This is a genomic window from Streptomyces sp. NPDC021093, assembly GCF_044333135.1.
GTDB lineage: Bacteria > Actinomycetota > Actinomycetes > Streptomycetales > Streptomycetaceae > Streptomyces.
On the sequence record NZ_JBIRQJ010000006.1, the window covers coordinates 573,930 to 599,152 of the forward strand.

The window sequence follows — 25,223 nt, forward strand, 5'->3', positions numbered from 1 at the left end:
CCAGGGAAGAAAGGACCGCTCGCCGCCCGCGCACCCTACGGGGACGGGCCATGAGCGAGAGGCGCACTTCCCTGCAGCGCCCGGGAGTGGAACGCTTCCTGATCGAATGCTTCGCGCCAAGTTGTCATGTCGACATAGCGCCGGTTTCGGAACTTGTCACGACGGCGCCATACGACACAGTAGATTCGATCATGGGTTATTCGACGGCGGGGGAACCGTGCAGGACCTAGAGGGACTGCGACTTCAAGGAGCAGTGTGCAGGAGCCACAGGCCCGTCACGATCAGGGAGCCGCGACCACCGAGGGGGGCTTAGCGTCATGAGCCAGGACTTGGCCGCACCGTCGGAGGCCACCCGGAAGCTCTCCGGGCGCCGCCGCCGGGAAATCGTTGCCGTGCTGCTGTTCAGCGGGGGACCCATTTTCGAGAGCTCCATTCCGCTCTCGGTTTTCGGCATCGACCGGCAGGACGCCGGGGTGCCGCGCTATCGGCTGCTGGTGTGCGCCGGCGAGGAAGGACCACTCCGTACCACCGGAGGCCTCGAACTGACCGCACCGTACGGCCTGGAGGCGATGAGCCGCGCAGGGACGGTCGTCGTACCGGCCTGGCGGTCCATCACCTCCCCACCACCACCGGAGGCGCTGGACGCGCTGCGCCGCGCGCACGAGGAGGGGGCCCGGATCGTCGGGCTGTGCACCGGGGCCTTCGTGCTCGCCGCCGCCGGCCTGCTCGACGGCCGCCCGGCGACCACGCACTGGATGTACGCACCGACGCTCGCCAAACGGTATCCGTCGGTGCACGTCGATCCGCGCGAACTCTTCGTCGACGACGGAGACGTCCTGACCTCCGCGGGGACGGCGGCCGGAATCGATCTGTGTCTGCACATCGTGCGCACGGACCACGGGACGGAGGCGGCGGGTGCGCTGGCCAGGCGTCTCGTCGTGCCGCCGCGCCGCAGCGGCGGGCAGGAGCGCTATCTCGACAGGTCTTTACCTGAAGAAATCGGCGCCGACCCGCTGGCCGAGGTCGTCGCGTGGGCACTCGAACACCTCCACGAGCAGTTCGACGTGGAGACGCTTGCCGCGCGTGCGTACATGAGCCGACGGACCTTCGACCGGCGTTTCCGCTCGCTCACTGGGAGCGCTCCACTGCAGTGGCTGATCACCCAGCGGGTGCTGCAGGCGCAGCGGCTTCTGGAGACGTCGGACTACTCGGTGGACGAGGTCGCCGGCCGGTGCGGCTTCCGCTCCCCGGTCGCCCTGCGCGGGCACTTCCGGCGCCAGCTGGGCTCCTCCCCCGCGGCCTACCGGGCCGCCTACCGGGCGAGGCGTCCGTCGTCCGACCCCGTCTCGCTGGGGTCGTCGGCACTGTCCGACGCGGTGCCGCAGCAGGTACGGCGGGCGGCGGCGGCGAGCGCGGGGGTGCCGGGGGCCAGCGCGGCGGTCTCCGAGAACGGGAAACTGAGCTCGGACGTGTACGCCCCGGGCGGCCGCCTGAGGTAGCGGGAACGGGGGAAGGGGTGCGGCTCCGCGCGGGGCCGCACCCCTTCCCGCCCGTCCCGCTCCGGGGCGCCCCTTCAGGGGCGCGGGGAACTGCGCGATCAGCCACGACGCACCCGCACGACGACCACCCACCCCGGCGGCCAGCCACGACGCACCCGCACGACATAGGGTGAGCCGCATGAACGATCGCATGGTGTGGATCGACTGCGAGATGACCGGGCTCTCGCTGACGGACGACGCACTTATCGAGGTGGCCGCACTGGTCACCGACTCGGAGCTCAACGTGCTCGGCGAAGGCGTGGACATCGTGATCCGCCCGCCGGACGCGGCCCTGGAGACCATGCCGGAGATCGTGCGCCAGATGCACACCTCCTCCGGCCTCCTCGACGAACTCGCCGCCGGCACCACTCTCGCCGACGCCGAGGCACAGGTCATGGCGTACATCAGGGAACACGTGAAGGAACCGAAGAAGGCCCCGCTCTGCGGGAACTCCGTCGGTACCGACCGCGGCTTCCTCGCACGCGACATGCGGGAGCTGGAGGACTACCTCCACTACCGCATCGTCGACGTGTCCTCGGTGAAGGAGCTGGCCAGGCGCTGGTTCCCGCGGGCGTACTTCAACAGCCCGGACAAGAACGGCAACCACCGCGCCCTCGCCGACATCCGTGACTCCATCACCGAACTGCGCTACTACCGCGAAGCCGTCTTCGTGCCCCGGCCCGGCCCGGACTCCGACACCGCGAAGAAGATCGCAGCGAAGTACGTCGCCCCTGGTGAGGGCGGCAAGTAGCACCCTCGCGGGGGCCCTGGAAAGGCCTCCGTAAACCTGGGCGCGAGCACCCTCGCGAACCCTGTACACTTTTTCTCAGCCGGTCACGAAAAAGACCGGTCACGGTGGGTGTAGCTCAGTTGGTAGAGCACCTGGTTGTGGTCCAGGTGGCCGCGGGTTCAAGTCCCGTCACTCACCCTGAAGGCTCAAGGCCCCGGTTCGAAAGAACCGGGGCCTTGGTCGTTCCACGGGGCCCCTGCGAAGCCGGTGCCCCGCGTGATCTGTCTCACTCCCGCCCACCCCGGCGCCCCGCCGCTCCTCGCGGCGTACCGTGCCAGGTACGGCGAGGCGAGGAAGAGGTCGAGCGATGGCCAGCAGGACCGGATTCGTCCACCAGGGGATGCGTTACGGATCGGACGCCGAGTTCCTCGCCGGGACCGTCGGTTTCGTACGGGACGGACTGGCCGCAGGCGACGCGGTGCTCGCGGTGGCCGCGGCCCGGAACATCTCACTGCTGCGCGAGGCGCTGGAACCCGCGCAAGCGGCGGCGGTCGAGTTCGTCGACGCGGCCGACTGGTACGGCTACCCGGCCAGGACGCTGGGCCGGTACCACGCCTACTGCACCGCCCGCTCCCGTGGCGGCAGGCGGCGGGTGCGCGTCGTCGGAGAGCCGGTGTGGCACGGGCGGAGTCCCCTGGAGACGCGCGAGTGGAAGCGGTACGAGTCGCTGCTGAACGTGGCGTTCGCGCACACCCCGCACTGGATCGTCTGCCCGTACGACGCCCGGGAGCTGCCGGGCGAGGTGCTGGACGCCGCCGGGCACACCCACCCCGAGCTGGTGGTGGCGGACGGCTCGGCCGCGCACGACGAGCGCAGCGTGGCGTACGCCGACCCCGGCGCCTTCTACCTGCGGTGCCAGACGGAGGCGCTGGCCCCGCTGGGCGCACCGGATGCGGAACTCGCCTTCACCGCCGACGAGTTGAGCGCCCTGCGGGGCGCGGCCGCCGGGTTCGTACGGCGGGCCGGGCTGTCGGCCGTACGGAGCCGGGAGGTGGCCTGTGCCGTGCACGAGTGCGCGGACAACGCGCTGCGGCACGGGAGCGGGCCGCGGGCGCTGCGGCTGTGGGCGGGGCGGGAGTTCGTGGTGTGCGAGGTGGTGGACGGGGGGACGGGGGCGTCCGCCGCTCCCCCGGGGTTCCCCGGGCACCTTCCGCCGGATCCGTCGGCGCCGTCCGGGCACGGGCTGTGGCTGGTGCGGCAGTTGAGCGATCTGGTGGAGGAGCGGATCGCGGCGGAGGGCTCGGCCGTACGGCTCTACTTCGCCCGCTGACCGGCCGCGCGCACACCTGCTTGACCGGCCGCCCGTTCACCTGCTGACCGGCTGCGCGCGCCGCCCCCGTCCCGTACACCTCGCTACGACGACGACCTCGGCACCAGCTCCGTGGGGAGCATCAGCTGCGGCTGGGGCGGGCGCGGGGCGCCCACCGGGAGGGTGGCGCGGGCTATTTCGGCGAGCAGCGTCTGTGCCATCACGCGGCCCATCTCCTCGATGGGCTGACGGACACTGGTGAGCGGCGGGTCCATGTGGCGGGCGATGGAGGAGTCGTCGAAGCCGACCATGGCGATGTCCTCGGGGACCCGGACGGAGCGGGCCCGCAGCACCTGGCGGGCGCCGGCGGCCATCACGTCCGAGGCCACGAACACCGCGTCGGGGGCGGGGTCCTGGGCGAGGAGGGTCTCCATGGCCGCCCGGCCGCCCTCCTCGGTGAAGTCGGCGGGGACGATGAGCGCCTCGTCGACGGGCAGGCCCGCTTCGGCGAGGCCGTCGCGGTAGCCGGTGAGACGGCACTGGGCGCCGTAGATGTCCAGGCGTCCGGTGACGGTGGCTATCCGGCGCCGGCCGCGCGCGGCGAGGTGGGCGACGGCCTGCCGGGCGCCGGAGACGTTGTCGGCGTCCACCCACGGGAGCGGCTCGTCGGCGGAGCGGCGGCCGCTGATGACGGCGGGGATGCCCAGCTCGGTCAGCAGGTCGGGGAGCGGGTCGTCGGAGCTGAGCGAGACGACGAGGACGCCGTCGACGCGGTGGCCCGCCAGGTAGTGGGCGAGCCTGCCGCGCTCGCGGTCGTTGCCGACGATGGTGAGCAGGAGCTGCATCTCGGTGTCGGCGAGGGCGGCGCCCACACCGCGCAGGATGTCCGAGAAGTACGGCTCGACGAAGAAGCGGTCCTCGGCCTCGGGGACGACGAGGGCTATCGCGTCCGTGCGGTTGGCGGCCAGCGCGCGGGCGGCCCGGTTGGGCACGTAGCCGAGTTCGGCGACCGCCGCTTCGACCGCGGCTCTCGTCCGGTCGCTGACCCGGGGCGAGCCGTTGACCACCCGGGACACCGTGCCCCGGCCCACACCCGCGCGTGCGGCCACTTCTTCGAGCGTGGGGCGGCCAGCGCCGCGTCCGCCGCGGACGGTCCTCGGACCACCCGTTTCCCGTATCGCCATTGAATCGACCCCTCCCGGCACGTTCGCGCGTCCGTACGCACGCTCGTCGCATTCGTACACACGCTTATGACGCCAAGTCTCGCTGTCCGGTGCCTTGACACCCCCGCGGGGAGCCGCGAACCTTCAACACATCACATATGGGAGCGCTCCCACCGTACCTGACCCATCGGGCTTCAGGAGGACGCTATGCAGATCGTCGCTGTGCGCAGGACAAGCTCCAGGGCCCGTTCCAGGGCCGCGGTCGCCCTCACCGCGACCGCCGCCCTGTTGGGCGGTGCGCTGCTCTCCGGCTGTGCGTCGGACGACTCCCCGTCCGGCAGCAGCACGGGCAGCGCCGCCGGGCAGAAGGGGAAGACCGTTCTGCGGATCGGTGTCTTCGGGGCCTTCGGCATGAAGGAGGCCGGGCTCTTCGACGCGTACATGAAGGCCCACCCGGACGTCTCCATCGAGCAGAACTCGATCGAGCGCAACGAGAACTACTACCCGCAGCTGCTGAACCACCTGACCAGCGGCAGCGGCCTGTCCGACATCCAGGCCGTCGAGGTGAACAACATCGCCGAGATCACGGCCACCCAGTCCGCCAGGCTGATGGACCTGGGGAAGGTCGCGGGGGTGCAGAAGGACGCGTTCCTGCCGTGGAAGTGGGCGCAGGGTACGAGCAAGGACGGGAAGACGGTCGGGCTCGGCACCGATGTCGGGCCGATGGGGATCTGCTACCGGAAGGACCTCTTCCAGAAGGCCGGGCTGCCGACCGACCGGGAGGCGGTCGGCAAGCTGTGGGCCGGGGACTGGAGGAAGTACCTGGGCGTCGGCAAGCAGTACCTGCAGAAGGCTCCGCAGGGGACGAAGTTCCTGGACTCGGCGTCCGGGCTGCTGGCCGCGGTGATGGGCGGCAACGAGAAGCGGTTCTACGACACCGACGGGAAGGTCATTTACAAGTCGAACCCGGCGGTGAAGGAGGCCTGGGACATCGCTGCGGAGTCGGCGACGGCCGGGCTGACCGCCAAGCACCAGCAGTTCCAGAAGGGCTGGGACCAGGGCTTCGCCAACGGCCAGTTCGCCACCGTGTCCTGCCCGCCGTGGATGCTCGGCTACATCCAGGACAAGGCGGGCGCCGCGGGGAAGGGCAAGTGGGACGTGGCCCCCGCGCCGAAGCCCAGCAACTGGGGCGGAGCGTTCCTGACCGTCCCCGAGGCCGGGAAGAACAAGGCCGAGGCCGCGAAGCTGGCCGCCTGGCTGACCGCCCCCGCGCAGCAGGCCACCCTGTTCGCCGAGCGCGGCAGCTTCCCGAGCGCCCAGACGGCCTACGCCGACCCGGTCGTGTCCGGAGCGAAGCACGCGTACTTCGACAACGCCCCCATCGGGCAGATCTTCTCGCAGGCCGCGAAGGGGGTGCCGGTGCAGATCCTCGGCCCGAAGGACCTCGTCATCAACACCAATATGGCGGACGTCGGCATGCTTCAGGTCGACCAGAAGGGCCGCTCGCCCGAGGATGGCTGGAACGCAGCGGTGAAGGCGATCGACAACGCCCTGGACCAGTGAGCGGAATCGGCCACGGCCACGGCTACGACGTCGGGAACGGGATCGGGAACGGGAACGGGATCGGGAACGGGATCGGAATCGCGAACGGTGACGGGATCGGGGACGGTGACGGCTGATGAGCAGTGTGAGCAGTGAGTCCGTGCCCGCCCCGCCTCCCGCCCCCGGCGAAGGGGCCGAGGGCGGGGCCGTACGGGCCGGAGAGCGGGAGCCGGTCCGTGCGGTGTCCAAGTGGCGCAGCCGCCGCTACCGCTGGGACATGAGGTTCAGCCCGTACGCGTACGTGGCGCCGTTCTTCCTCTTCTTCCTCGCCTTCGGGCTCTTCCCGCTCCTCTACACCGGCTGGGCGGCCCTCCACCAGGTGGAGCTGACCGCGCCGACCGACATGAACTGGGTGGGCCTCAGGAACTTCAGCCGGCTGATGAGCGACGAGTTCTTCTGGAACGCCCTGCGCAACACCGTCACCATCGGCATCCTCTCCACCGTCCCGCAGCTCGTGATCGCCCTGGGCATCGCGCACCTCCTCAACTTCAAGCTGCGCGGCTCGGCCTTCTTCCGGGTCGCCGTCCTCACCCCGTACGCCACGTCGGTGGCGGCGGCGACCCTCGTCTTCGTGCTCCTCTTCGGACGCGACTACGGGATGATCAACTGGGCGCTCGGCCTGGTCGGCATCGACTCGGTGGACTGGCAGAACGGCACCTGGACCTCGCAGCTCGCCGTCTCCACGATCGTCGTCTGGCGCTGGACCGGCTACAACGCGCTGATCTACCTGGCCGCCATGCAGGCCATCCCGCACGACCTGTACGAGTCGGCGGAGCTGGACGGGGCGTCGCGCTGGCAGCAGTTCCGGCACGTCACGATCCCGTCGCTGCGGCCGACGATCCTCTTCACGGTGATCGTCTCGACGATCGGCGCGACCCAGCTGTTCGGCGAGCCGATGCTCTTCAGCGGGAGCGCGGGCGCGACGGGCGGCTCGGAGCACCAGTTCCAGACGCTGGGTCTGTACCTGTACGAGCAGGGGTGGGTGAACCTGCACCTGGGGCGGGCGTCGGCCATCGCCTGGACGATGTTCCTGATCCTGCTGCTGATCGGGCTGGTCAACTGGCTGATCTCGCGCCGGTTGCTCAAGAGCGAGGAGGGTCCCCGGTCATGAGCGCGACGACGGTACGGGACGTACGCAAGCCGGAGAACGAGGCCCGCGGACCCGGGCGCGCCCGCGGTGTCCGGCGGGCCGGCCGGCAGAGGCACGGCGGGAGGATCACGTACGCGATCCTGATCGTGTTCACGGTCGGCTCGCTCTTCCCGCTGGTGTGGACGGCGATCGCCGCGTCCCGCAACAACACCCGGCTGGCGCAGACCCCGCCCCCCTTCTGGTTCGGCGGGAACCTCTTCAAGAACCTGGGCATCGCGTGGACCGACGCCAACATGGGTACGGCGCTGCTCAACACGACGGTGGTGGCGGGGGCGGTGGCCGCGGGCACGGTGCTCTTCTCGACCTTCGCCGGGTTCGCCTTCGCCAAGCTGCGGTTCCGGTTCAAGAGCCTGCTGCTCCTGCTGGTCATCGGGACGATGATGGTGCCGCCCCAACTCAGCGTCGTACCGCTCTACATGATGGTCGCGAAGCTGCAGTGGACCGACCAGCTCCAGTCGGTGATCCTGCCGACGCTGGTGTGCGCCTTCGGTGTCTTCTTCATGCGGCAGTACCTGATCGAGGCGCTGCCGACCGAACTGATCGAGGCGGCCCGGGTGGACGGGGCGAGCAGCATCCGGGTGATGTGGCACATCGTCTTCCCGGCGGCGCGGCCCGCGATGGCGGTCCTCGGCATGCTGACCTTCGTCATGGCGTGGAACGACTTCTTCTGGCCGATCATCGCCCTCACCCAGAACGGCTCCCCGACCGTGCAGGTGGCGCTGACCGGGCTGGGCCGCGGCTACATCCCCGACCAGGCGGTGATCATGGCGGGCGCCTTCCTGGGCACGCTGCCCCTGCTGATCGCCTTCGTCCTCTTCGGCAAGCAGATCGTCGGCGGGATCATGCAGGGCGCGGTCAAGGGCTGACGCTCGCTGCCCCACCTTCTTGACGCTTCATCACTTCACTGATGTATTACGGGAGTTGACGCATGCCTTCGGCGAACATTCCGCCCGCCCGCTTTCCGAGCGACTTCCTGTGGGGCTCCGCGACCGCCGCCTACCAGGTCGAGGGCGCGGTGCGCGAGAACGGCCGCACACCGTCCATCTGGGACACCTACAGCCACACACCCGGCCGCACCGAGAACGGCGACACGGGGGACGTGGCCTGCGACCACTACCACCGCAGGGCCGCGGACGTGGCGCTGATGGCGGACCTGAACCTGACCGCGTACCGCTTCTCCGTCTCCTGGCCGCGCGTCCAGCCGACCGGCCGGGGCCCTGCCGTGCAGCGCGGCCTGGACTTCTACCGCGGCCTGGTCGACGACCTCCTCGACCACGGCATCACCCCCTCCCTCACCCTCTACCACTGGGACCTCCCGCAGGAGCTGGAGGACGCGGGCGGCTGGCCGGCCCGGGACACCGCGTACCGGTTCGCCGAGTACGCGGGGCTGGTCGCCGAGGCGCTCGGCGACCGCGTCGAGCTGTGGACCACCCTCAACGAGCCCTGGTGCAGCGCCTTCCTGGGGTACGGGTCGGGGGTGCACGCCCCCGGCCGGACCGACCACGTCGCCGCCCTGCGCGCCGCACACCACCTCAACCTCGCGCACGGGCTCGCCGCCCAGGCGCTGCGGGCAGCGCTCCCGGCCAGGGCCCGGATCGGCATCAGCCTCAACCCCAGCGCCGTACGCCCGCTGGACCCTTCCTCGGCGGCCGACACGGACGCGGCCCGCCGGATCGACGCGCTCGCCAACCGGATCTTCACCGGGCCGCTGCTCCAAGGGGCCTATCCCGCCGACCTGTTGGCGGACACGGCCGCGCTCACCGACTGGTCGTTCGTCGAGCCGGGCGACGAGGCCACCGCCCACCAGCCCCTCGACATGCTGGGCATCAACTACTACACCCCGGCGCTGGTGTCGCACGCACCCGAAGCGGGCGCCCCGCGCTCGGACGGCCACGGCGCCGGCACACACTCCCCCTGGCCGGCCGCCGACACCGTCGCCTTCCACCAACCACCGGGCGGGCGTACGGAGATGGGCTGGTCGATCGACCCGTCCGGCCTCTACGAACTCCTCGTGCGGTACGGGCGCGAGGCCCCGGGCGTCCCCCTCTACATCACCGAGAACGGCGCCGCCTACGACGACAAGCCGGGCGCGGACGGCACGGTCCACGACCCCGAGCGGATCGCCTACCTGCACGCCCATCTGGCCGTGGTCCAGGACGCGTTGGCGGTCGGCGCGGACGTGCGCGGCTACTTCCTGTGGTCGCTCATGGACAACTTCGAGTGGGCGTACGGCTACAGCAAGCGCTTCGGTGCGGTGCACGTGGATTTCACGACGCAGGTGCGCACGCCGAAGTCGAGCGCGCGATGGTACGCAGAGGCAGCCCGAACCGGCTCCCTACCACCCCTCTGAGGCCCGCCCCCCAGCCCTAGCCCCTTGCGGGCGGCTGCCGCCTCCCCCCCTAGCTCCGCCGCCCTCTTGCGGGCGACTGCCGCCACCACCCCTAGCCTCCGCCCTCCCTAGCCACCGCCTAGCCGCCTCCTCCTCCTGGTCGCCGCCTCCTTGGGCAGCGGGGCGCCCCTCCCCCTGCTCCCCCGCCGCCTCCTTGGGCAGCGGGGCCGCCCCCCGGGGGCGGAACGGGTGGGCAAGGGGGCGGCCCCCACGCGGAGCGCACCCTCCCCCGACCGCACGCCCTCGCCACCGCACCCCCGCGCCCCGCGACCGCACCCCGTGCGGGCCGGTGGGCCGCTTCGCGGATGGGCCCCTCCCCGCCCCTCCACCTAAACCGCTCGCCGCAGGGCGGGTGGGTGGGTGGTACGTGCGGGTGCGTCGTGGCTGATCGCGCAGTTCCCCGCGCCCCTAACGGGGCCGGTGGGCGTTGCCCGGGTGCCTCGTAGCTGGTCGCGCCCACGCGGCCGAGCCGCACATCCAGTACAGCCCCGCGCCCCTAACAGGGCCGGTGGGCGTCGTGGCTGGTCGCGCCCACGCGGCGGAGCCGCAGATCCAGTACAGCCCCGCGCCCGTGCGGCGGAGCTGCACGTCCAGTGCTGTCCCGTGCCCCGGACGGACCGGGTCGCTAGCGCCCCGCCACCAGCCGCCTCCCCCTCCGTACCACCCTGTGCCCCCTCCTCCCCGTCCTCTCCGCCCGTCCCCCGTGCAGCGCCAGCCAGATGCGGATTTCGGTTCCGCCGAGGACCGAGTGGCCGATGCGGACGTCGCCGCCCGTCGATTCCGCCACGCGGCGCACGATGTCCAGGCCGAGGCCGGTCGAGCCCGCGCGTTCGCCGCTGTTGCCCCGGGTGAGTGCCGCCTCCGGGTCGGCGATGCCCGGGCCCGCGTCCGAGATCAGGACGATCACCGCGTCCTCGCCGTTGTGCACGTCGAGGGAGAAGGGCGTGCCTTCCGGGGTGTGCCGGAAGACATTGCCGAGCAGCGCGTCCAGCGCCGCCGCGAATTCGGGGCGGCCCACCGGTATCCGGACCGGCCGGTCCACGCCCGCGAGACGCACCTCGCGGCCCTCGTCCTCCGCCAGCGCCGACCAGAACTCCATGCGTGCGCGTACGACCTCGGAGGCGTCGCAGCCCGCCCCCGGGCCCGGGACCGGATGGGTCTGCGGGCGCTGCTCCCGCGCCGTACGGATGATCGTGTCGACCTCGCGCTCCAGCTGCTCGACGGCCGCCCGCGTCTGATCGGCGGCCGGGCCGTCCCCGAGCGAGGCGGCGTTGAGCCGCAGGACCGTCAGCGGGGTGCGCAGGCGGTGCGAGAGGTCCGCTGCCAATTCGCGTTCGTTGGCGAGGAGTTGGACGACCTGGTCGGCCATCGAGTTGAAGGCGACGGCGGCTGACTTCAGCTCGGTGGGGCCCTCCTCGGGGACCCTCGCCCCCAGTTTGCCCTCGCCCAGGTCCTGGGCCGCGCCCGCCAGCCGCTGGGCGGGCTGGACCATGCGTACGCCGAGGCGGTCGGCGACCGCGACCGAGCCGACGATCAGGGCGAGCCCGACCCCCGCCAGGACGAGCCACGCCGTCGCGACGCCGTTGCTGACGTCCTCCTCCGGGACGAAGACCTCGACGATGGCGATGTCGCCGCTCGCGAGGGCCGTCGGCTGGAGCAGGACCGAGCCGCCCGGGGCCTTCGCCGTGTACGCGCGGCCGATCCGCTGGGTCGCCTCGACGTCCTCGACCGAGGCCCTGCGGATGCCGATCTCCTGCGCCTGCCCGGCGGTTCCGGGCTCGTCGGACGCGGGGATGTGGATCGCCATCCAGCCCTTGCTGCCGGGTTCGGTGATCGCCATCGCACGCGTCAGCTGTTCACGGTCGGTGGTGATGGAGAGGGTGGGGCCGATGGAGGCCGCCTGGCGTTCCGCGCCGGAGAAGGCCCGGTCCCCGGCCATCTCCCGGATGACGAGCCCGAGCGGCACCGCGAAGGCCACCACGACCATCGCCGTGACGGCCAGGCACACCTTGACGAGGGCCCACCTCATGGGGAGGGGGCCGGGGGTTGGGACAGAGGCGGTTCGGTCAGAGGCGGTTCGGCCAGAGGGGGTTCGAGCTTTACTCCGACACCTCGAAGGGTGTGCAGATAGCGGGGGTTGGCGGCAGTTTCACCCAATTTGCGGCGGAGCCACGACAGATGCACATCAATAGTCTGGTCGTCGCCGTAGCTCTGCTGCCAGACCTCTGCAAGGAGTTCCTTGCGCGGTACGACGACTCCGGGCCGCCCCGCGAGGAAGGTCAGCAGGTCGAACTCGCGCCGGGTGAGGTCGAGTCGGCCCCCGTCCAGCTCCGCCTGCCGGCGCAGCGGATCGATGGCGAGCCCGCCCACCCTGATGACCCGCGACGGCGGCTCCGCACCCGCCGAGGCACGGGACCGGCGCAGCACGGCGGCCATCCTGGCCGACAGGTGTTCCACCGAGAAAGGTTTCGTCAGGTAGTCGTCGGCGCCGTCGTTCAACAGCCGTACGATTTCCGCCTCGTCGTCCCGCGCGGTCGCGATGATCACCGGTACGTCGGTGATTCCGCGCAGCATCTTGAGCGCTTCGGCCCCGTCCAGATCGGGCAGACCGAGGTCCAGGACGACCACGTCGAAGCGGAAATGAGCGACCTCGCGCAACGCCTCCAGGGCCGTCCCGACGCTCCGCACGGTGTGGGAGGCCTCGGTCAGGTGCCGGATGAGGGCGGAGCGTACGAACTGGTCGTCCTCGACCACGAGCACACTTGCCATGGAACGGCACCGTACGCCATTCGGCGGACGCCCATCCCCCGGGGACACCGGTGGTGCGCGTGGTGCAGGATGGCCCGGATGCGACGAGGACTCATACATGCCGGGGCGTGGCTGCTGGCCACCGGTGCGGCGGTCACCTTCTCGTGGTGGGGCGTCCACACCGTGATGGCGGGCACGGCGTACGACCCGCCGCGCGCCCTGCCCATCCCCGGCTCGCCGCCGGAACCCGGCCCCACCGCGCAGGCGTCCCGCCCGCGGTCCTCCTCCACGCACCGCCCCTCGCAGTCGCAGACCCCGTCGGCGAAGAAGCCCGCGTCCCCGGCCCCCGGCCGCCGCTCCCCCTCCTCCGCACCGCCCGCCTCCGGGTCCCGTACGCCTTCCCCTCCCGTCAAGCCGTCCGGCGCCCCGAGGTCCGTCAACACAGACGCGGGCCGGGTGGTCTTCTCGATGGGGAAGGACTCGGCGACCCTGGTGTCCGCGACGCCCGCTTCGGGGTGGGCGATGCAGGTGTGGAAGGACCCGTCCTGGATCCGGGTGGAATTCACGGCGGGCGCGGCCAGGCTGTCGGTCTTCTGCACCTGGTACCACCACGAACCGATGATCGAGACCATCAAGTCCTGATCCCCGCCCGGCCCCTGCACGGTCCTGCTCGAAGACCGCGGTCCTGCTCGAAGACCGCGGTCCTACTTGAAGACCGCGGCCGGCGGGGTCGGGGACGGCTGCGCGCTCGCGTCCGTGACCGGTGCCGCTCCCCCGGTGAAGTCCGCCAGGTCCCGTCCGTGCTCGACCCGCCCCGGGTGCGGGTCGGTCGCCACCCGCCGGGTCCACTCGGCGACCGGAAGGGCCGCATCCGAGCCGAGCAGCACCGCGTTCCCGAACCGCTTTCCGCGCAGTACGGCCGGGTCGGCGGCGAGCGCGAGGTTCGGGAGGACCGTGGCCGCGGTCGCGATCTGCCCGCGCAGGTGCGCGAGCGGCGGCCCGTCGGCGAGGTTCGCCGCGTAGTACCCGCCGGGTGCGAGGACGCGCCGTACGTCGGCCAGGAACTCGGCGCTGGTGAGGTGCGCGGGGGTACGGGCTCCGCTGAACACGTCCGCGATGATCAGGTCCGCCCAGCCGTCGGGGAGCCTGGCCAGCCCCTCGCGGGCGTCCGCACCCCGCACTCGTACTCGCGCATTGGGGTCCAACGGCAGTTCCCTGCGCACCAGTTGGGCGAGCGGGGTGTCGATCTCGACGACCTGCTGGGTGGAGCGGGGGCGGGTGGCGGCGACGTACCGCGCCATCGTGAAGGCGCCGCCGCCGAGGTGCAGCACCTGGAGGGGCTGTTTCGCCGGGGCGATCAGGTCGACGATGTGGCCGAGCCTGCGCTGGTACGCGAAGTCGAGGTGCGCGGGGTCGTCGAGGTCGACGTGCGACTGGGGCGCGCCGTCGAGGAGGAGGGTCCAGCCGCGCGGGCGGTCCCGGTCGGGTATCAGCTCGGCGAGGCCGCCGTCGACCTTCTCCACGACGGCCTCGGGCGCCGCGGTGCGCTCGCGCCGCCTGCCGCTGGTGGATCGGGCCGCTGACGTCGAGGCCGCAGCCTGGGATTTCTTTGCCACCCGGCCAGTATCGGCGCACCGGCGGACATCGGCGCACCGGCGGGGACCGCCCCTGCCGGTACGGGAGCTGCCCCCGTGCCTCAGCGGCAGCGGTCGGCCGCCTCGATCAGGCGGGCCGCCTCGCCGAGCGCCCTGCGCAGCGCCGCCGGGTCGGTGACCGGGACGGTGTCGTCGGTGGGCGGCAGCAGCCAGCCGGATCCTTCCGTGCCGTCTCCACCGAGCACGCCGTTCACACCGGCCGTGTGCGCACTGTCCGCATGCGCACCGGCCGCGTGCGAGCTGTCCGCGTGCGTACGGTTCTCGCCCGCACCGTCCGTGTGCGCGGCACCGGCCGCGCCGCCCTCCGGGGCCTGCCCCGGGATGTCGAAGGAGACCCCGCGTCCCAGGGTCTGCGTACAGGCGCTGCCCGGCATGTCCCAGCCGTCGGCGGTGCCTGGCGGCACCAGGAAGCCGACCGTGTCGCACGGGCCGTCGTGCAGCACGGGACCGACGGCGGACGGGCCCGATCCGGCCGCGCCGGGCCCCGTGGCGGCGGAGGCGCGGCGCAGGATGTCGACGGCCTCCAGCCCCTGCCGGGCGGGGACGGTGACCAGATCAAGGGGCTCGGGACCCAGCGGCTCGGGGCCGAGGAGAGCGGCGGGGAAGGCCGACGCCTCGGGCGCGGGGCTGCACTCGGCGGTGGGCCAGTGCTGGGTGGTCGCGTGCGACGCGGGGGTGGTCGTGCGGGGTGCGGGGGCGGCGGTCGCGGGCCCCGCGTGCGGCGCGGTCGCGGTGGTGCGTGGTGCGGACCCGGGCGCACCGCGGACTCCCGAGACTCCCGCGGATGTCGAAACGGCTCCCGAACCGGGTTGCGAACCGAGTTCAGAAACGGCTTCCACGGTCTCCATGCCGGCCTCCAACAAGGGAACCCTCCTCGCTCGGGAGGGAGCCGCACTCCCTCCGTTCCCTGGTCAACGCGGCAACGGCGGCAACGCTACGGCGGCTCGCCGCCGCAAAGGATGGCAGTTCATGGCAGATCGTGGATGAGATATCCGGTTTGTAGGCAAACTCCGCGTGTCGGCAGGGTCGCAGCCGGTACGTTCATGCCCCGTCCGGGGTGCACGCATCCGCCCCGGCACAGCACCATCGCACCATCCGCCAGAGAGGGCCCGGCCATGGCGTCGTCACCAGCGAATCACCGGCCGTCCGACCCCAACACCGTCTTCAGGGCCCTGCGGGGACACCGCTCACCGGGAGAGTTCGCGGCGGCGGTGCGCCGGGCGGCCCGCGAGATCGGTGAGCAGGTGGCGTGCGACGCCCGGTACATCGGGCGGGTGGAGGCGGGCGAGATCCGCTGCCCCAACTACGCGTACGAGCGGGTGTTCCTGCACATGTTCCCCGGTCTGACGCTGACCGATCTGGGGTTCACGGCCCGGGAGACCGTACGCGGCCGGGGAGCGCGCGGTGGTGCGAACGCGCTGCTGCCGCACTTCGGTACGCCCGCGGGTACGGCCGCGGGTACGGCCGCTCCCGCCCCTGTGCTCGTACCCGCACTGGTGCCCGCGCGGCCCGGCCCGGCCGGTCCCGAACCACATGTTTCCCACATCGACGAGGAGAGCGACGTGCTGCGTCGCGCGTTCATGACGAGCGGTTCCGCCACCGTGGCCGCCGCTGCCACTCTCGGGTCCCTGGGGACCGCCTTCGCGAGCACGCCGGACGGCCCGGCCCGCAGAGGCGCCGGCGCCCTCTCCGGCCGGCCGGGCACGAACGAGGCCGCCGCCGTCGAAGAGGCGGTGCGGCAGATCCGGCTGCTCGACGACCGGCACGGCGCCGACGCCCTCTACCAGCACGCGGGCAAGCCCCTGCGAACCGCGTACGCCCTGCTCGACGCCGGGACGGTCCGGCGCACGGTGTCGGACAGGCTGCACTCGGCGGCCGGTGAACTGGCGCTGTCGGTGGGCTGGTTGGCGCACGACTCGGGCCGCTTCGAGGAGGCCCGCTCGCACTACGCGGAGGCGCTGGCCACCGCGCGGGTCGCCGGGGACGGGCGGCTGGAGGCGCACGCGTTCTGCAACACGGCGTTCCTGGCCAGGGACGCGGGCCGCCCCCGCGAGGCGCTGCGGGCGGCGCAGGCCGGGCAGCGGGCGGCGGGCGGCCTCGGCTCGATGCGGCTGATGTCGCTGCTGACGTTGCGCGAGGCGGCCGGCTGGGCCGCGCTGGGCGATCGTACGGGCTGCGTCGAGGCGCTCGTACGGGCCAAGTCGCTCTTCCAGTGCGGGCCTTGTGGGGACGACCCGGAGTGGATGTCCTTCTTCGGGCCCGCCGAACTGGCGGGGCTTGAGGCGCAGTGCTGGTCGGCGCTGGGCGACTGGCAGGTGGCGGCGCGGTACGCGCACCGGGCCGCATCACTCCAGGACCCGCACTTCGCCCGCAACCTCGCGCTCTACAACGCCGAGCTGGCCGACGACCTCGCCAGGGCGGGCGTGCCCGACGAGGCGGCGGCGGTCGGCCAGAAGGTGCTCGACCTGCTGGAACAGGTCCAGTCGTCCCGGGTGAGCGGATTGCTGGCCGGGACGATCAGGACGCTGCTGCCGCACCGGCGCTCCCCGAGCATCGGCGCGTTCCTGGCCCGGCACGCGAGGACGGCGCGGCGGGGGTGAGACCGGCGGCGGGGCGGCTACCCGTCGAGGTGGCCGGTGTCGTTCCACCGCTCGACGGCGGGTTCGCCGTACGCCCAGCCCAGTACGGACAGCGAGGTCGGGTCGAGCCGGATGTGGGCGCCGAAGCCGATGTCGAGGCCCAGCCAGCGGGCGCCCAGCGAGCGCAGGATGTGGCCGTGCGCGAAGACCAGCACGTCGCGGTCCTCGGAGCGGACCCACTCGACGACCTCGTCGACGCGGGCGGTGACGTCGGCGAGGGTCTCGCCGTCCGGGGCGCCGTTGCGCCAGATCATCCAGCCGGGCTGCCGTGCGTGGATCTCGTCCGGCTTGAGGCCCTCGTAGGAGCCGTAGTCCCACTCCATGAGGGCGTCCCAGTCCTGGGCGCGGTCGCCGAACCCGGCGAGGTCGCAGGTCTCACGGGCGCGGAGCAGCGGGCTGGTGCGGACCGTGACGTCCGGCAGGCCGTTCCACGGGGCGCGGTGCAGCCGCTCGCCCAGCACCTTCGCACCGTGGCGGCCCTCGTCGAGCAGCGGGATGTCGGTGCGGCCGGTGTGCCTGCCGGACAGCGACCATTCCGTCTGACCGTGCCGGGCCAGCAGGATGCGGGGTGCCATGTCGATCTCTCCCTGGACGCTGAGCGAAATGGACCGGAATAGGACCGGCCCGTTCCATCATCGCGCACGGGGTGCGGGAACGGATGCGGGGGTGTTGGCAGTGGCGGTACGGAGGTGTTGTCAGCGGCGGTACGGAGGTGTTGTCAGTGGCGGATGCGAGACTTCCGAGGGTGAACGCAACCCTGGGCAGCGGACCCGAACCCACGCCTGAGCCCGTACGTCACGAACCGGCTGCTCCGGCGCACGTTCCGGTACGGCAGCGGCTCGCCGAGCTGCGTGGCCCCGCGGTCGCCCCGCATCCGCTGGACGCCCGCGCACTGGCCGCGCTGGCGGCGAACCCGGGGTGCGAGCGGCGGACGCTGCTGGACGGGGCGGGGGTGAACAAGGCGGTGCTCGCCCAGGCGTTGGGGTCGCCGGCCGCTTTCGGGCAGTCGCAGTTCGCGTTCATGCGCGGCAACGCGTTCGAGGCGCGGGTGAAGTCGGACGGCGGGACCGAGCTGCTGCGGCTGCTGGGGGTGGAGGATCCGTCCGGGGCGCTGACCCCCGACGTGTCGGCGGCGGGCCCCGAGGGGCGTACGGCACGCACCGCGCTCGCACTGCGCGAGGCGACGGCGGCGAAGGCGTGGACGCTGCTCGACCACCCGATGCTGGCGCTGGAGGTCGCGGGCACGCCCGCGTACCTGGAGCCGGACGCGGTGGTGGTGCATCCGGACGGCCACTGGACGGCCGTCGAGATCAAGTCCTTCCCGATGCTGGACGGTTCGGCCGACGCGGCGAAGGTGGGTGCGGCCGCCCGGCAGGCCGCTGTGTACGTACTGGCGCTGGAGCGGGTGGCGGCGAAGGTGGCGGGCGCGGAGGTCGGGCACCGGGTGCTGCTGGTCTGCCCCAAGGACTTCTCCAACCTGCCGACCGGCGCGGTGGTGGACGTACGGAAGCAACTCTCGGTCACCAGGCGGCAGTTGGCCCGGATGCGCCGCATCGAGGACCTGGCGGCCGCGCTGCCGGAGGGGACGACGTTCGACCCGTCGTCGCGCTCGGCCCAGGAGCTGGCCGCCGCGGTCGAGTCGGTGGACGCGGCGTACGCACCGGAGTGCCTGGCCGCGTGCGAACTGGCCTTCCACTGCCGGGAGCGGTCGCGCGAGGCGGGCGCGGTGGAGACGCTGGGCCGGAGCGTGCGGGGCGAACTGGGCGGGCTGACGACGGTCGAGGCGGTCCTCGACGCGGCGGAGGGCCGTGCGGGGGATCCTGCGGATCCGACGGTGGCGGCCCTGCGCAGGGCCGCGGCGTTGCGCGCGGAGGCGCTGGGGGCTGCCGCCGGGGCGGGGGTGTGAGGTGGGGCCGGGGGCGGGTGGTGGTCGTCGCGCGGTTGCGTCGTGGCTGGCCGCCGGGCCGGTGGTCTTCGTGCGGGCGCGTCGTGGCTGGCCGCCGGGCCGGTGGTCTTCGTGCGGGCACGTCGTGGCTGGCCGCCGGGCCGGTGGTCTTCGTGCGGGCACGTCGTGGCTGGCCGCCGGGCCGGTGGTCTTCGTGCGGGCACGTCATGGCTGATCGCGCAGTTCCCCGCGCCCCTAAATGCCCCCACCGCGGCATGCCTCGCCCGACCGTCCACCCCGACACCGCACCGCCCCACCCCGAAAGGCAAGCCCGACATCCCATGTCGCTGATCAACACCCTCGCCCGGCTGGAAGCCACCCGCAGCGGTCGCGCCCAGCCCCTCGCCACCGTCCGCCACCGGCACCTCGCCGAGCGGCCCATGGTCGTCGTGCCCCTGACCACCGCCGGTGAGGCGGGCGCGCCGCTCGGGGCCCTCGTCGGGACCGACCGCAGCACCCCCCGCCTCCTCGCCGTCGCCCAGCCCCGCGACCGCGACCTCCGGTTCGCGTTCCTCGCCGAGCTGGCCGACGCCGTGCTCCCGTACATCGACTCGTACGCCGACGACACCGAGCCCGCCGAGCGCAACGAGACCGACCCCGAGACCGGCAAGCGCGTGAAGGTGGAGGTCGAACTCTGCCGGGACGCACCGCAGTTGATCGTGCCGAGCCGGGCCGGCATCGAGTACGTACGGCTGCTCGGGCGGTCGATGCGGTTCCGCCGCACCGCCGAGCAGGACCCGGACACGCCCTATCCCGCCCCGCCGCACATCCCCCTCCTCGGGCGCTGGCTGACGCACTACGGCGAGCGGGCCCGCGTCCCCGGCTCCTCCCTCCTCCTCTCCGCGACCGACCTGCTCGGCCGGCACTGGGCGACCGGGCAGAGCAGCCTGGAGGACCAGCACCTGGGGGCGCTGCTCGCCTGGATCGGTCCGAGCGACGCGATCGACCCGCAGGAGCGGGAGGACGCGGGCAGCGGCGCGGGCAGCGGCGCGGCGGCCGCGCTGCGCGCCGAGGCCGGGCGGGACGCCGCCGGGCAGCTGCTGTGCCCGCCCGCGGGTCCCGCCACCGACCCCGCGTTCGACAACGCCCTGCTCGCCCCCGCCATCGACGCGTACGACCTGGCCAGGCAGCAGTTCGCCGCCGCCGAGGACGGGATGAGCGCGGACGCCCGGCTCGGTGCGCTGTCGGCCGCCGAGCGCCGCATCCGCGAGCTGCTCGCCACTCAGCTGCGGCCCACCTGGGACTCCGTGTGGCAGTCCCTGGACCTGCTGCGGGCCCTGCCCGAGGGGGTGCGGGCGGGTGAGCGGTGGACCCGGGACCGCTGGTCGTACACCGGCCACCGGGACCGGGTACGGGCCGGGGAGCCGCCGCAGCCGCGCCTCGACAGCGCGGTGGGCGCCGCCCAGAAGCTCGCCTCGCGGGAGACGGAGCAGGCGCGGCTGGAGGCCCAGGAGGCGTTGGACGACCCGCTGGTCATGGCGGCCAGGCGGCTGTCCGGCGAGGCGTTCACCAGCGAGGTGCTCGGTGTCGAGATGAGCTGGAGCGAGGGGAAACGGCCGAGTCCGCGTCCGCTGGTGACCGTACGGACGACGGATCTGCCGCAGCTGGGCGGCGGCGAGCGGGTGAAGGTGTACCGGTCGCTGGAGGGGAAGGCGCAGACCGCGGAGTTCGTGGAGTGGGCGGACGAGGGCGTGCTGGTGCTCCGCGTCGTCAACGGAATGGGCCGCTCCAAGGAGCCGGCCCCCGGCACCGTCCCGGCGGCGGGCGACCGCGTCTGCTGGACCCTGTTCGAGCACGAACAGCGCGGCGGACCGCAGCTGCCCGACCCGGAGGAGACCCCGTGGACCCACGGCGGCCCGCCGAACCCGGACGGCGAACCCGGCGCCGCGACGGCCACCGGCCCCACCCTGGCGGAAGCCCCGGACCCGGTGACCCCGGAGGACCTGCTGTGACCACCCTTCCCCCGCACCCCGGCACCGGCCCCGACCGCGACTTCGACCCCGGCGCCGAAGCCGCCCGCGCCACCGCCGCGATCCTCCACGACACGCTCCACGGCGCCCACCGGGGCGTCGTCGTGGACTCCCCGCCGGGCGCGGGAAAGTCCACCCTCGTCGTGCGCGCCGCCCTCGAACTTGCCGCCGCCGGGCGCCCGTTGATGGTCGTCGCACAGACGAACGCCCAGGTGGACGACCTCGTCCTACGGCTCGCCGAGAAGCAGCCCGACCTCCCCGTGGGTCGGCTGCACAGCTCCGAATCCGATCCGTACGACAAGGCCCTCGACGACCTCGGACAGGTGAAGAAGTCCGCGAAGGCGGCCGACCTCGCCGGGCTCGACGTCGTCCTCTCGACGGCCGCGAAGTGGGCGCACGTCAAGGGGGTCGAGCCGTGGCGGCACGCGATCGTCGACGAGGCGTACCAGATGCGGTCGGACGCGCTGCTCGCCGTGGCGAGCCTCTTCGAGCGGGCGCTGTTCGTGGGCGACCCGGGGCAGCTCGACCCGTTCTCGATCGTCGGCGCCGATCAGTGGGCGGGGCTGTCGTACGACCCGTCCGCCAGCGCCGTGTCCACCCTCCTCGCGCACAACCCCGAGCTGCCGCAGCACCGGCTGCCGGTGTCGTGGCGGCTCCCTGCGTCGGCCGCGCCGCTCGTGTCGGCGGCCTTCTACCCGTACACGCCGTTCCGCAGCGGTACGGGCCCGGAGGACCGGCGGCTGACCTTCGGCGTGCCGTCGGACGGTTCGGCGGAGGACCGGGTGGTGGACGAGGCGGCGCAATCGGGCTGGGGCCTGCTTGAGCTGCCCGCCCGGCACACGCCCCGTACCGACCCGGAGGCGGTGGGCGCACTCGCCCGGGTCGTACGACGCCTGCTCGACCGGGGCGGGGCGGCACTCAGCGAACGCTCCCCCGACCCCACCCCCCTCACCGCGGACCGCGTCGCGGTCGGCACCGCGCACCGGGACCAGGCGGCGGCGGTACGGGCCGCGCTGGCCGCCCTCGGCGTGACGGGCGTCGCGGTGGACACCGCGAACCGGCTCCAGGGGCGGGAGTTCGACGTGACGGTCGTCCTGCACCCGCTGTCCGGCCGCCCCGACGCGACCGCCTTCCACCTGGAGACGGGCCGCCTGTGCGTCCTGGCCTCCCGCCACCGGCACGCGTGCATCGTGGTGTGCCGCGAGGGCGTCGCGGAACTGCTCGACGAACACCCGTCGACGGAGCCGGTGCAGCTGGGCGTGACCGTGAAGTTCCCGGACGGATGGGAGGCGAACCACTCGGTACTGGCACACCTCGCGGAACACCGGGTGCGCTGGACACCCTGACCGCGGACGCCGGACGGAGTCCGGCCAGCCGTCCGAAGCCTGCGAAGCAGTGCGAGGGCGGCAGTGAAAAGGTGCCCCCGACGGGTGGGAGGCCAACCACTCGGTACTGGCACACCTCGCGGAACACCGGGTGCGCTGGACACCCTGACCGCCGGAACGCCTTGAGCACCGGGCCCGCCGGGCCCGGTGAGGCCTACTTGCGCGCACCCGGACAATGGATGGTGGCCATCTGCCCCCTGGGTGGCCGCGAATGGGAGGAAGCACATGGCGGAAACCGAGCCGAACGCGCGGCGGCTGCGCCCCGCACCGCTGCTCTTCGAGCCCGCGGAAGCGTCCGCCGATCCCGAGCACTTCTTCGACCTGGAGTCGATCGAGGACCCCAAGGAACTGCTCTCCCGGGCCACCGAGCTGACCCACGCGTTCCGCGCGGCGACGGACCGGGCGGTGGAGTTCCAGGCCGTCGCGGCGGCGCAGCTGGCGGACCCGAAGAGGTTCGACCGGCTGACGCCGGCGGACATCGCGGAGCGGGCGGCGTGGACCGAGGACTACGCGAAGAAGATGGTCGACTTCGGACGGGACCTGCTGCGCAACGGGGCAACCGGCCAGTAGACCGGATCGCCGCAGCGACGGAACCCGCTCGGGCCCGGGAGCTCGGACCGGGGAACTCGGACCGGGGAGCTCGGACCCGGGAACTCGGACCCGGGAGCTCGGACCGGGGCGCTCGGGCCCGAGATCAGGCCCGGCAGCTCAGGCCCGGGTGCTCGGACCGGGGATTCGCAGTTGGCATATGCGGCGACGGCAAGATACTCCCCTCCTGGGCACCCTGTCCCGGTTTCCGGCAACTCTCGGAAACGAATCGCTCACCCCCAGTAGACCTGTGACATGAGCACCCACGCCCCCACACCCCTCCGCTCCCCGCTCCCTTCCCCCTCCCCCGCGCACTCCCCCACGCAGAGCCCCGCCCCCGCCCCCACCCCCGCACTCGACCGCGTCACCGCCTCCGGCGCCGCCTGGCTGGTCTCCGCCTCCGCGTATGCGCGCAGCACGCTCTCCACCTGGGAGGCGCGCCCCACCGCGCCCGCCGTGCTGCCCTGCGGGACCGCCTTCGACGTGGTGAACGCGCCCGCCGTCTTCGGCCGCCGGATGCTCGACGCGCTCTGGGCGGAGGGCCCCGGCTCCGGCCCCGTGGCCGGTCAGCGCGGGCGGATGCTGCTGTTCGCGACGCCCGGCACCGCCCAGCGGCTGCCCGCGCTCCTGGAGTGGGAGCACCGCGCCGACGACGTACCGCCGCTGCTCTGCCACGGGACGGGCGACGCGGTGACCGTGCCCGCGCTGGCGCCCGGACCCGAGAAGGGGCCCCGCTGGGTGGTCGCGCCCGATGTCCGACACCCCTGGCTGCCGGGCCCCGAGGTGCTGTTCTGGGCCTGTGTGCGGGCCTCCCGGTTATCGATTTTTCCTCCCGCCGATCAGGGTGCTAATGTCTACGACGTCAGCAGGCGCCGCTAGCTCAGTTGGTTAGAGCAGCTGACTCTTAATCAGCGGGTCCGGGGTTCGAGTCCCTGGCGGCGCACAGACGGGAAAAGTCCCCCGAGCTTCGGCTCGGGGGACTTTTTCGTACCTCTCCGCCCTCTCCGAAGAACTGCGCACCGCCTAGGACCGGGCCGGCGCCCGCTGCCCCTGTCCCGTCGTGACCTGCACCGTCCACCCGCCGGAGCCGGTCCGGTCCGCGACCTCCACCCGGGTGCCCTGGTCCGCCACCGTGTACGTCTCGCCGACGCCCAGCGGTGCGTCCGCGAGCGGCGGGTACACCGAGCGGTCCGCGCACGCCTCGGTGCGCGGGTGGGTGTCGACGACCTCGATCGGGCCGCCGCCGGATGCCGCGCCGTTGCGCACCCGGTAGATCAGGACGCCCTCGACGCAGGCGCCCCGGTCGTTGCCCGAGCCGCCGCGCGCCTCGACGGCGAGGGCGGTGTTCTCTCCCGTACGGACGACGGCGAGGCGTGCGTTGCCGCGCTGGCCGCCGGCCGGGGCGGGGGCCGCCAGCGGGTCCAGGGTGAACCGGGTGGTGCTGCCCCACGGGACGCAGGCGACCTGGTCGGCGTCGAGCCAGCCGAGCTTCCACTTGTGCCAGCCGAAGGGCTCGGGGGCGAGTCCGAACTGGCTGCCCATGACGTCCCAGTCGCCGACGTGCGTGTCCCAGTCGCCCTTGCCGTCGGAGGGACGGTGGTAGAGGTCGGGGAGGTCGAAGACGTGGCCGGTCTCGTGGGCGAGGACGTTGCGGTCCGGCGGGTGCTTCTCGAAGACGGTGACGATGCGGCGGATGTCCTTGCCGTCGGCGCGCAGCGGGGTGTCGAAGTTGACCACCTTGGTGGCGTCGGAGTCGACGCCCGGGGCGTCCGGGTCGGCGACCAGGTAGACGACGTCGTACTGGGAGAAGTCGACCCGGCCGTCGGCGGCGGCCACCGCGTCGCGCAGGTAGGCGCTGCGCCGCTCGGCGCTCCAGTCGCGCTGTATGGCGTACGAGGTGGAGTCGGCCGGCATCCGCACCCAGTCGGACATCGGGTGCGGCTTGAGCAGGAACTTTCCGTACGAGGCGCGCCGGAAGAAGTCACTGGTCGCCGGGAAGTGGTCGGCGGCGAGTTCGCGGGGGGTGGTCAGGGGCTCGGAGTCGGGGAAGGACAGGAAGATCATCACCGCGTTGAGGGTCTGGACCGGGCGGGGGTAGCTCTCGTTCCAGCTGTCGAGGCCCAGCGAGTGGTGGGCCGCGGTGCGCGGGAGTGCGCACAGTGCGGCCGACTGGCCGGCGGCGGCGGCCGGGCCCGCGACGAGCCCCGTCGCGGCGAGCGCCGCGAGGGAGGTCACGAAGGCCGCCGTGCTGCGCAGCCGCAGCCGGGACCGGTCCACCCCGCCGGACGTCCCCTCGGCCGCCCCTTCAGCCACCCCCTCGGGTGGTCCGCCGGGCGGCTCCTCGGGCACTTCCCCGGGCGTCAACTGGTCCAGCACATCGACCTCCGGGCCTCCGCTGCGGAATTCGGAACA

Annotated in this window: 21 protein-coding genes and 2 tRNA genes; 16 read left to right on the forward strand and 7 right to left on the reverse strand. The window is 72.9% G+C overall.

Annotated features, from left to right (window positions below; translation table 11 throughout):
- The first annotated feature begins 317 nt into the window (after positions 1-317).
- From ACH4SP_RS21470 to ACH4SP_RS21485, 4 genes are all read left to right on the forward strand, one after another.
- A complete protein-coding gene (locus ACH4SP_RS21470) occupies positions 318-1,499 on the forward strand; it encodes a helix-turn-helix domain-containing protein (RefSeq protein ID WP_398417097.1) in 1,182 nt (393 codons plus the stop codon).
- A gap of 178 nt (positions 1,500-1,677) precedes the next feature.
- Positions 1,678-2,289: an oligoribonuclease gene (gene orn / locus ACH4SP_RS21475; RefSeq protein WP_398417098.1), complete on the forward strand. Its 612-nt coding sequence runs from the start codon at positions 1,678-1,680 to the stop codon at positions 2,287-2,289.
- Between the two features lie 104 nt (positions 2,290-2,393).
- Positions 2,394-2,466 (forward strand) — tRNA-His (locus tag ACH4SP_RS21480).
- Between the two features lie 169 nt (positions 2,467-2,635).
- Positions 2,636-3,598: an anti-sigma factor RsbA family regulatory protein gene (locus ACH4SP_RS21485; protein ID WP_398417099.1), complete on the forward strand. Its 963-nt coding sequence runs from the start codon at positions 2,636-2,638 to the stop codon at positions 3,596-3,598.
- Positions 3,599-3,681: 83 nt separating this feature from the next.
- Here the strand turns inward: ACH4SP_RS21485 and ACH4SP_RS21490 are convergent, their stop codons facing one another.
- The gene (locus ACH4SP_RS21490; RefSeq protein ID WP_398417100.1) at positions 3,682-4,761 is read right to left on the reverse strand and encodes a LacI family DNA-binding transcriptional regulator; all 1,080 of its coding nucleotides are present in this window, start codon (positions 4,759-4,761) and stop codon (positions 3,682-3,684) included.
- Positions 4,762-4,947: 186 nt separating this feature from the next.
- On the opposite strand from ACH4SP_RS21490, the gene ACH4SP_RS21495 reads away from it, so the two are divergent.
- The 4 genes from ACH4SP_RS21495 (at position 4,948) to ACH4SP_RS21510 (ending at position 9,842) form a co-directional block, all read left to right on the forward strand.
- Positions 4,948-6,303, forward strand: coding sequence for an extracellular solute-binding protein (locus ACH4SP_RS21495; protein WP_398417101.1), 1,356 nt, complete (start codon positions 4,948-4,950; stop codon positions 6,301-6,303).
- Between the two features lie 115 nt (positions 6,304-6,418).
- Entirely contained in the window at positions 6,419-7,453 is a 1,035-nt protein-coding gene (locus tag ACH4SP_RS21500) for a carbohydrate ABC transporter permease (protein WP_398417102.1), read from the forward strand.
- Positions 7,450-8,358 carry a carbohydrate ABC transporter permease gene (locus tag ACH4SP_RS21505; RefSeq protein WP_398417103.1) on the forward strand — a complete coding sequence of 303 codons (909 nt, stop codon included), beginning with the start codon at positions 7,450-7,452 and terminating at the stop codon, positions 8,356-8,358. The genes ACH4SP_RS21500 and ACH4SP_RS21505 overlap by 4 nt, the downstream gene beginning before the upstream one ends.
- 62 nt (positions 8,359-8,420) lie before the next feature.
- Positions 8,421-9,842 (forward strand): GH1 family beta-glucosidase, encoded by a 1,422-nt coding sequence (locus tag ACH4SP_RS21510; RefSeq protein WP_398417104.1) that lies wholly within the window; start codon positions 8,421-8,423, stop codon positions 9,840-9,842.
- A 664-nt stretch (positions 9,843-10,506) separates the two neighbouring features.
- Here ACH4SP_RS21510 and ACH4SP_RS21515 read toward each other — a convergent pair.
- Together ACH4SP_RS21515 and ACH4SP_RS21520 are read right to left on the reverse strand one after the other, a co-directional pair.
- Positions 10,507-11,910 (reverse strand): ATP-binding protein, encoded by a 1,404-nt coding sequence (locus ACH4SP_RS21515; protein ID WP_398417105.1) that lies wholly within the window; start codon positions 11,908-11,910, stop codon positions 10,507-10,509.
- Positions 11,907-12,650: a response regulator transcription factor gene (locus ACH4SP_RS21520; RefSeq protein WP_398417106.1), complete on the reverse strand. Its 744-nt coding sequence runs from the start codon at positions 12,648-12,650 to the stop codon at positions 11,907-11,909. The genes ACH4SP_RS21515 and ACH4SP_RS21520 overlap by 4 nt, the downstream gene beginning before the upstream one ends.
- 78 nt (positions 12,651-12,728) lie before the next feature.
- Between ACH4SP_RS21520 and ACH4SP_RS21525 the strand changes: the two genes are divergently transcribed.
- Positions 12,729-13,271 (forward strand): hypothetical protein, encoded by a 543-nt coding sequence (locus ACH4SP_RS21525; protein WP_398417107.1) that lies wholly within the window; start codon positions 12,729-12,731, stop codon positions 13,269-13,271.
- A 62-nt stretch (positions 13,272-13,333) separates the two neighbouring features.
- On the opposite strand, the gene ACH4SP_RS21530 is transcribed toward ACH4SP_RS21525, so the two are convergent.
- Both ACH4SP_RS21530 and ACH4SP_RS21535 read right to left on the reverse strand, forming a co-directional pair.
- Positions 13,334-14,152 (reverse strand): spermidine synthase, encoded by an 819-nt coding sequence (locus ACH4SP_RS21530; protein ID WP_398417217.1) that lies wholly within the window; start codon positions 14,150-14,152, stop codon positions 13,334-13,336.
- Between the two features lie 173 nt (positions 14,153-14,325).
- Complete coding sequence (locus tag ACH4SP_RS21535; protein WP_398417225.1) at positions 14,326-15,132, reverse strand: hypothetical protein; 807 nt, start codon at positions 15,130-15,132, stop codon at positions 14,326-14,328.
- A gap of 267 nt (positions 15,133-15,399) precedes the next feature.
- On the opposite strand from ACH4SP_RS21535, the gene ACH4SP_RS21540 reads away from it, so the two are divergent.
- Complete coding sequence (locus ACH4SP_RS21540; RefSeq protein WP_398417108.1) at positions 15,400-16,884, forward strand: hypothetical protein; 1,485 nt, start codon at positions 15,400-15,402, stop codon at positions 16,882-16,884.
- Positions 16,885-16,901: 17 nt separating this feature from the next.
- Here ACH4SP_RS21540 and ACH4SP_RS21545 read toward each other — a convergent pair whose 3' ends face one another.
- The gene (locus ACH4SP_RS21545) at positions 16,902-17,498 is read right to left on the reverse strand and encodes a histidine phosphatase family protein (RefSeq protein WP_398417109.1); all 597 of its coding nucleotides are present in this window, start codon (positions 17,496-17,498) and stop codon (positions 16,902-16,904) included.
- A gap of 170 nt (positions 17,499-17,668) precedes the next feature.
- Between ACH4SP_RS21545 and ACH4SP_RS21550 the strand changes: the two genes are divergently transcribed.
- The 6 genes from ACH4SP_RS21550 (at position 17,669) to ACH4SP_RS21575 (ending at position 23,754) form a co-directional block, all read left to right on the forward strand.
- Entirely contained in the window at positions 17,669-18,829 is a 1,161-nt protein-coding gene (locus ACH4SP_RS21550) for a hypothetical protein (protein ID WP_398417110.1), read from the forward strand.
- A gap of 320 nt (positions 18,830-19,149) precedes the next feature.
- Positions 19,150-20,820 carry a hypothetical protein gene (locus tag ACH4SP_RS21555; protein WP_398417111.1) on the forward strand — a complete coding sequence of 557 codons (1,671 nt, stop codon included), beginning with the start codon at positions 19,150-19,152 and terminating at the stop codon, positions 20,818-20,820.
- Complete coding sequence (locus tag ACH4SP_RS21560; RefSeq protein ID WP_398417112.1) at positions 20,817-22,184, forward strand: AAA domain-containing protein; 1,368 nt, start codon at positions 20,817-20,819, stop codon at positions 22,182-22,184. The genes ACH4SP_RS21555 and ACH4SP_RS21560 overlap by 4 nt, the downstream gene beginning before the upstream one ends.
- A 264-nt stretch (positions 22,185-22,448) precedes the next feature.
- Positions 22,449-22,793, forward strand: a complete 345-nt coding sequence (locus ACH4SP_RS21565) for a hypothetical protein (RefSeq protein WP_398417113.1) — start codon at positions 22,449-22,451, stop codon at positions 22,791-22,793.
- A 273-nt stretch (positions 22,794-23,066) separates the two neighbouring features.
- Complete coding sequence (locus tag ACH4SP_RS21570; RefSeq protein WP_398417114.1) at positions 23,067-23,690, forward strand: hypothetical protein; 624 nt, start codon at positions 23,067-23,069, stop codon at positions 23,688-23,690.
- Positions 23,681-23,754: transfer RNA gene (locus ACH4SP_RS21575), tRNA-Lys, on the forward strand. The genes ACH4SP_RS21570 and ACH4SP_RS21575 overlap by 10 nt, the downstream gene beginning before the upstream one ends.
- Positions 23,755-23,834: 80 nt before the next feature.
- Here ACH4SP_RS21575 and ACH4SP_RS21580 read toward each other — a convergent pair.
- Positions 23,835-25,124, reverse strand: a complete 1,290-nt coding sequence (locus ACH4SP_RS21580) for a M6 family metalloprotease domain-containing protein (RefSeq protein ID WP_398417218.1) — start codon at positions 25,122-25,124, stop codon at positions 23,835-23,837.
- Positions 25,125-25,223: the final 99 nt, after the last annotated feature.

What these genes read in the sequence shown, in the direction of transcription:
- ACH4SP_RS21520 (WP_398417106.1), bottom strand. Translation starts at nt 12,650, where the DNA reads ATGGCAAGTGTGCTCGTGGTCGAGGACGACCAGTTCGTACGCTCCGCC.
- ACH4SP_RS21555 (WP_398417111.1), top strand. Translation starts at nt 19,150, where the DNA reads ATGTCGCTGATCAACACCCTCGCCCGGCTGGAAGCCACCCGCAGCGGT.
- ACH4SP_RS21545 (WP_398417109.1), bottom strand. Translation starts at nt 17,498, where the DNA reads ATGGCACCCCGCATCCTGCTGGCCCGGCACGGTCAGACGGAATGGTCG.
- ACH4SP_RS21515 (WP_398417105.1), bottom strand. Translation starts at nt 11,910, where the DNA reads ATGAGGTGGGCCCTCGTCAAGGTGTGCCTGGCCGTCACGGCGATGGTC.
- ACH4SP_RS21500 (WP_398417102.1), top strand. Translation starts at nt 6,419, where the DNA reads ATGAGCAGTGTGAGCAGTGAGTCCGTGCCCGCCCCGCCTCCCGCCCCC.
- ACH4SP_RS21570 (WP_398417114.1), top strand. Translation starts at nt 23,067, where the DNA reads ATGAGCACCCACGCCCCCACACCCCTCCGCTCCCCGCTCCCTTCCCCC.
- orn (WP_398417098.1), top strand. Translation starts at nt 1,678, where the DNA reads ATGAACGATCGCATGGTGTGGATCGACTGCGAGATGACCGGGCTCTCG.
- ACH4SP_RS21470 (WP_398417097.1), top strand. Translation starts at nt 318, where the DNA reads ATGAGCCAGGACTTGGCCGCACCGTCGGAGGCCACCCGGAAGCTCTCC.
- ACH4SP_RS21490 (WP_398417100.1), bottom strand. Translation starts at nt 4,761, where the DNA reads ATGGCGATACGGGAAACGGGTGGTCCGAGGACCGTCCGCGGCGGACGC.
- ACH4SP_RS21565 (WP_398417113.1), top strand. Translation starts at nt 22,449, where the DNA reads ATGGCGGAAACCGAGCCGAACGCGCGGCGGCTGCGCCCCGCACCGCTG.
- ACH4SP_RS21505 (WP_398417103.1), top strand. Translation starts at nt 7,450, where the DNA reads ATGAGCGCGACGACGGTACGGGACGTACGCAAGCCGGAGAACGAGGCC.
- ACH4SP_RS21525 (WP_398417107.1), top strand. Translation starts at nt 12,729, where the DNA reads ATGCGACGAGGACTCATACATGCCGGGGCGTGGCTGCTGGCCACCGGT.
- ACH4SP_RS21510 (WP_398417104.1), top strand. Translation starts at nt 8,421, where the DNA reads ATGCCTTCGGCGAACATTCCGCCCGCCCGCTTTCCGAGCGACTTCCTG.
- ACH4SP_RS21540 (WP_398417108.1), top strand. Translation starts at nt 15,400, where the DNA reads ATGGCGTCGTCACCAGCGAATCACCGGCCGTCCGACCCCAACACCGTC.
- ACH4SP_RS21535 (WP_398417225.1), bottom strand. Translation starts at nt 15,132, where the DNA reads ATGGAGACCGTGGAAGCCGTTTCTGAACTCGGTTCGCAACCCGGTTCG.
- ACH4SP_RS21495 (WP_398417101.1), top strand. Translation starts at nt 4,948, where the DNA reads ATGCAGATCGTCGCTGTGCGCAGGACAAGCTCCAGGGCCCGTTCCAGG.
- ACH4SP_RS21485 (WP_398417099.1), top strand. Translation starts at nt 2,636, where the DNA reads ATGGCCAGCAGGACCGGATTCGTCCACCAGGGGATGCGTTACGGATCG.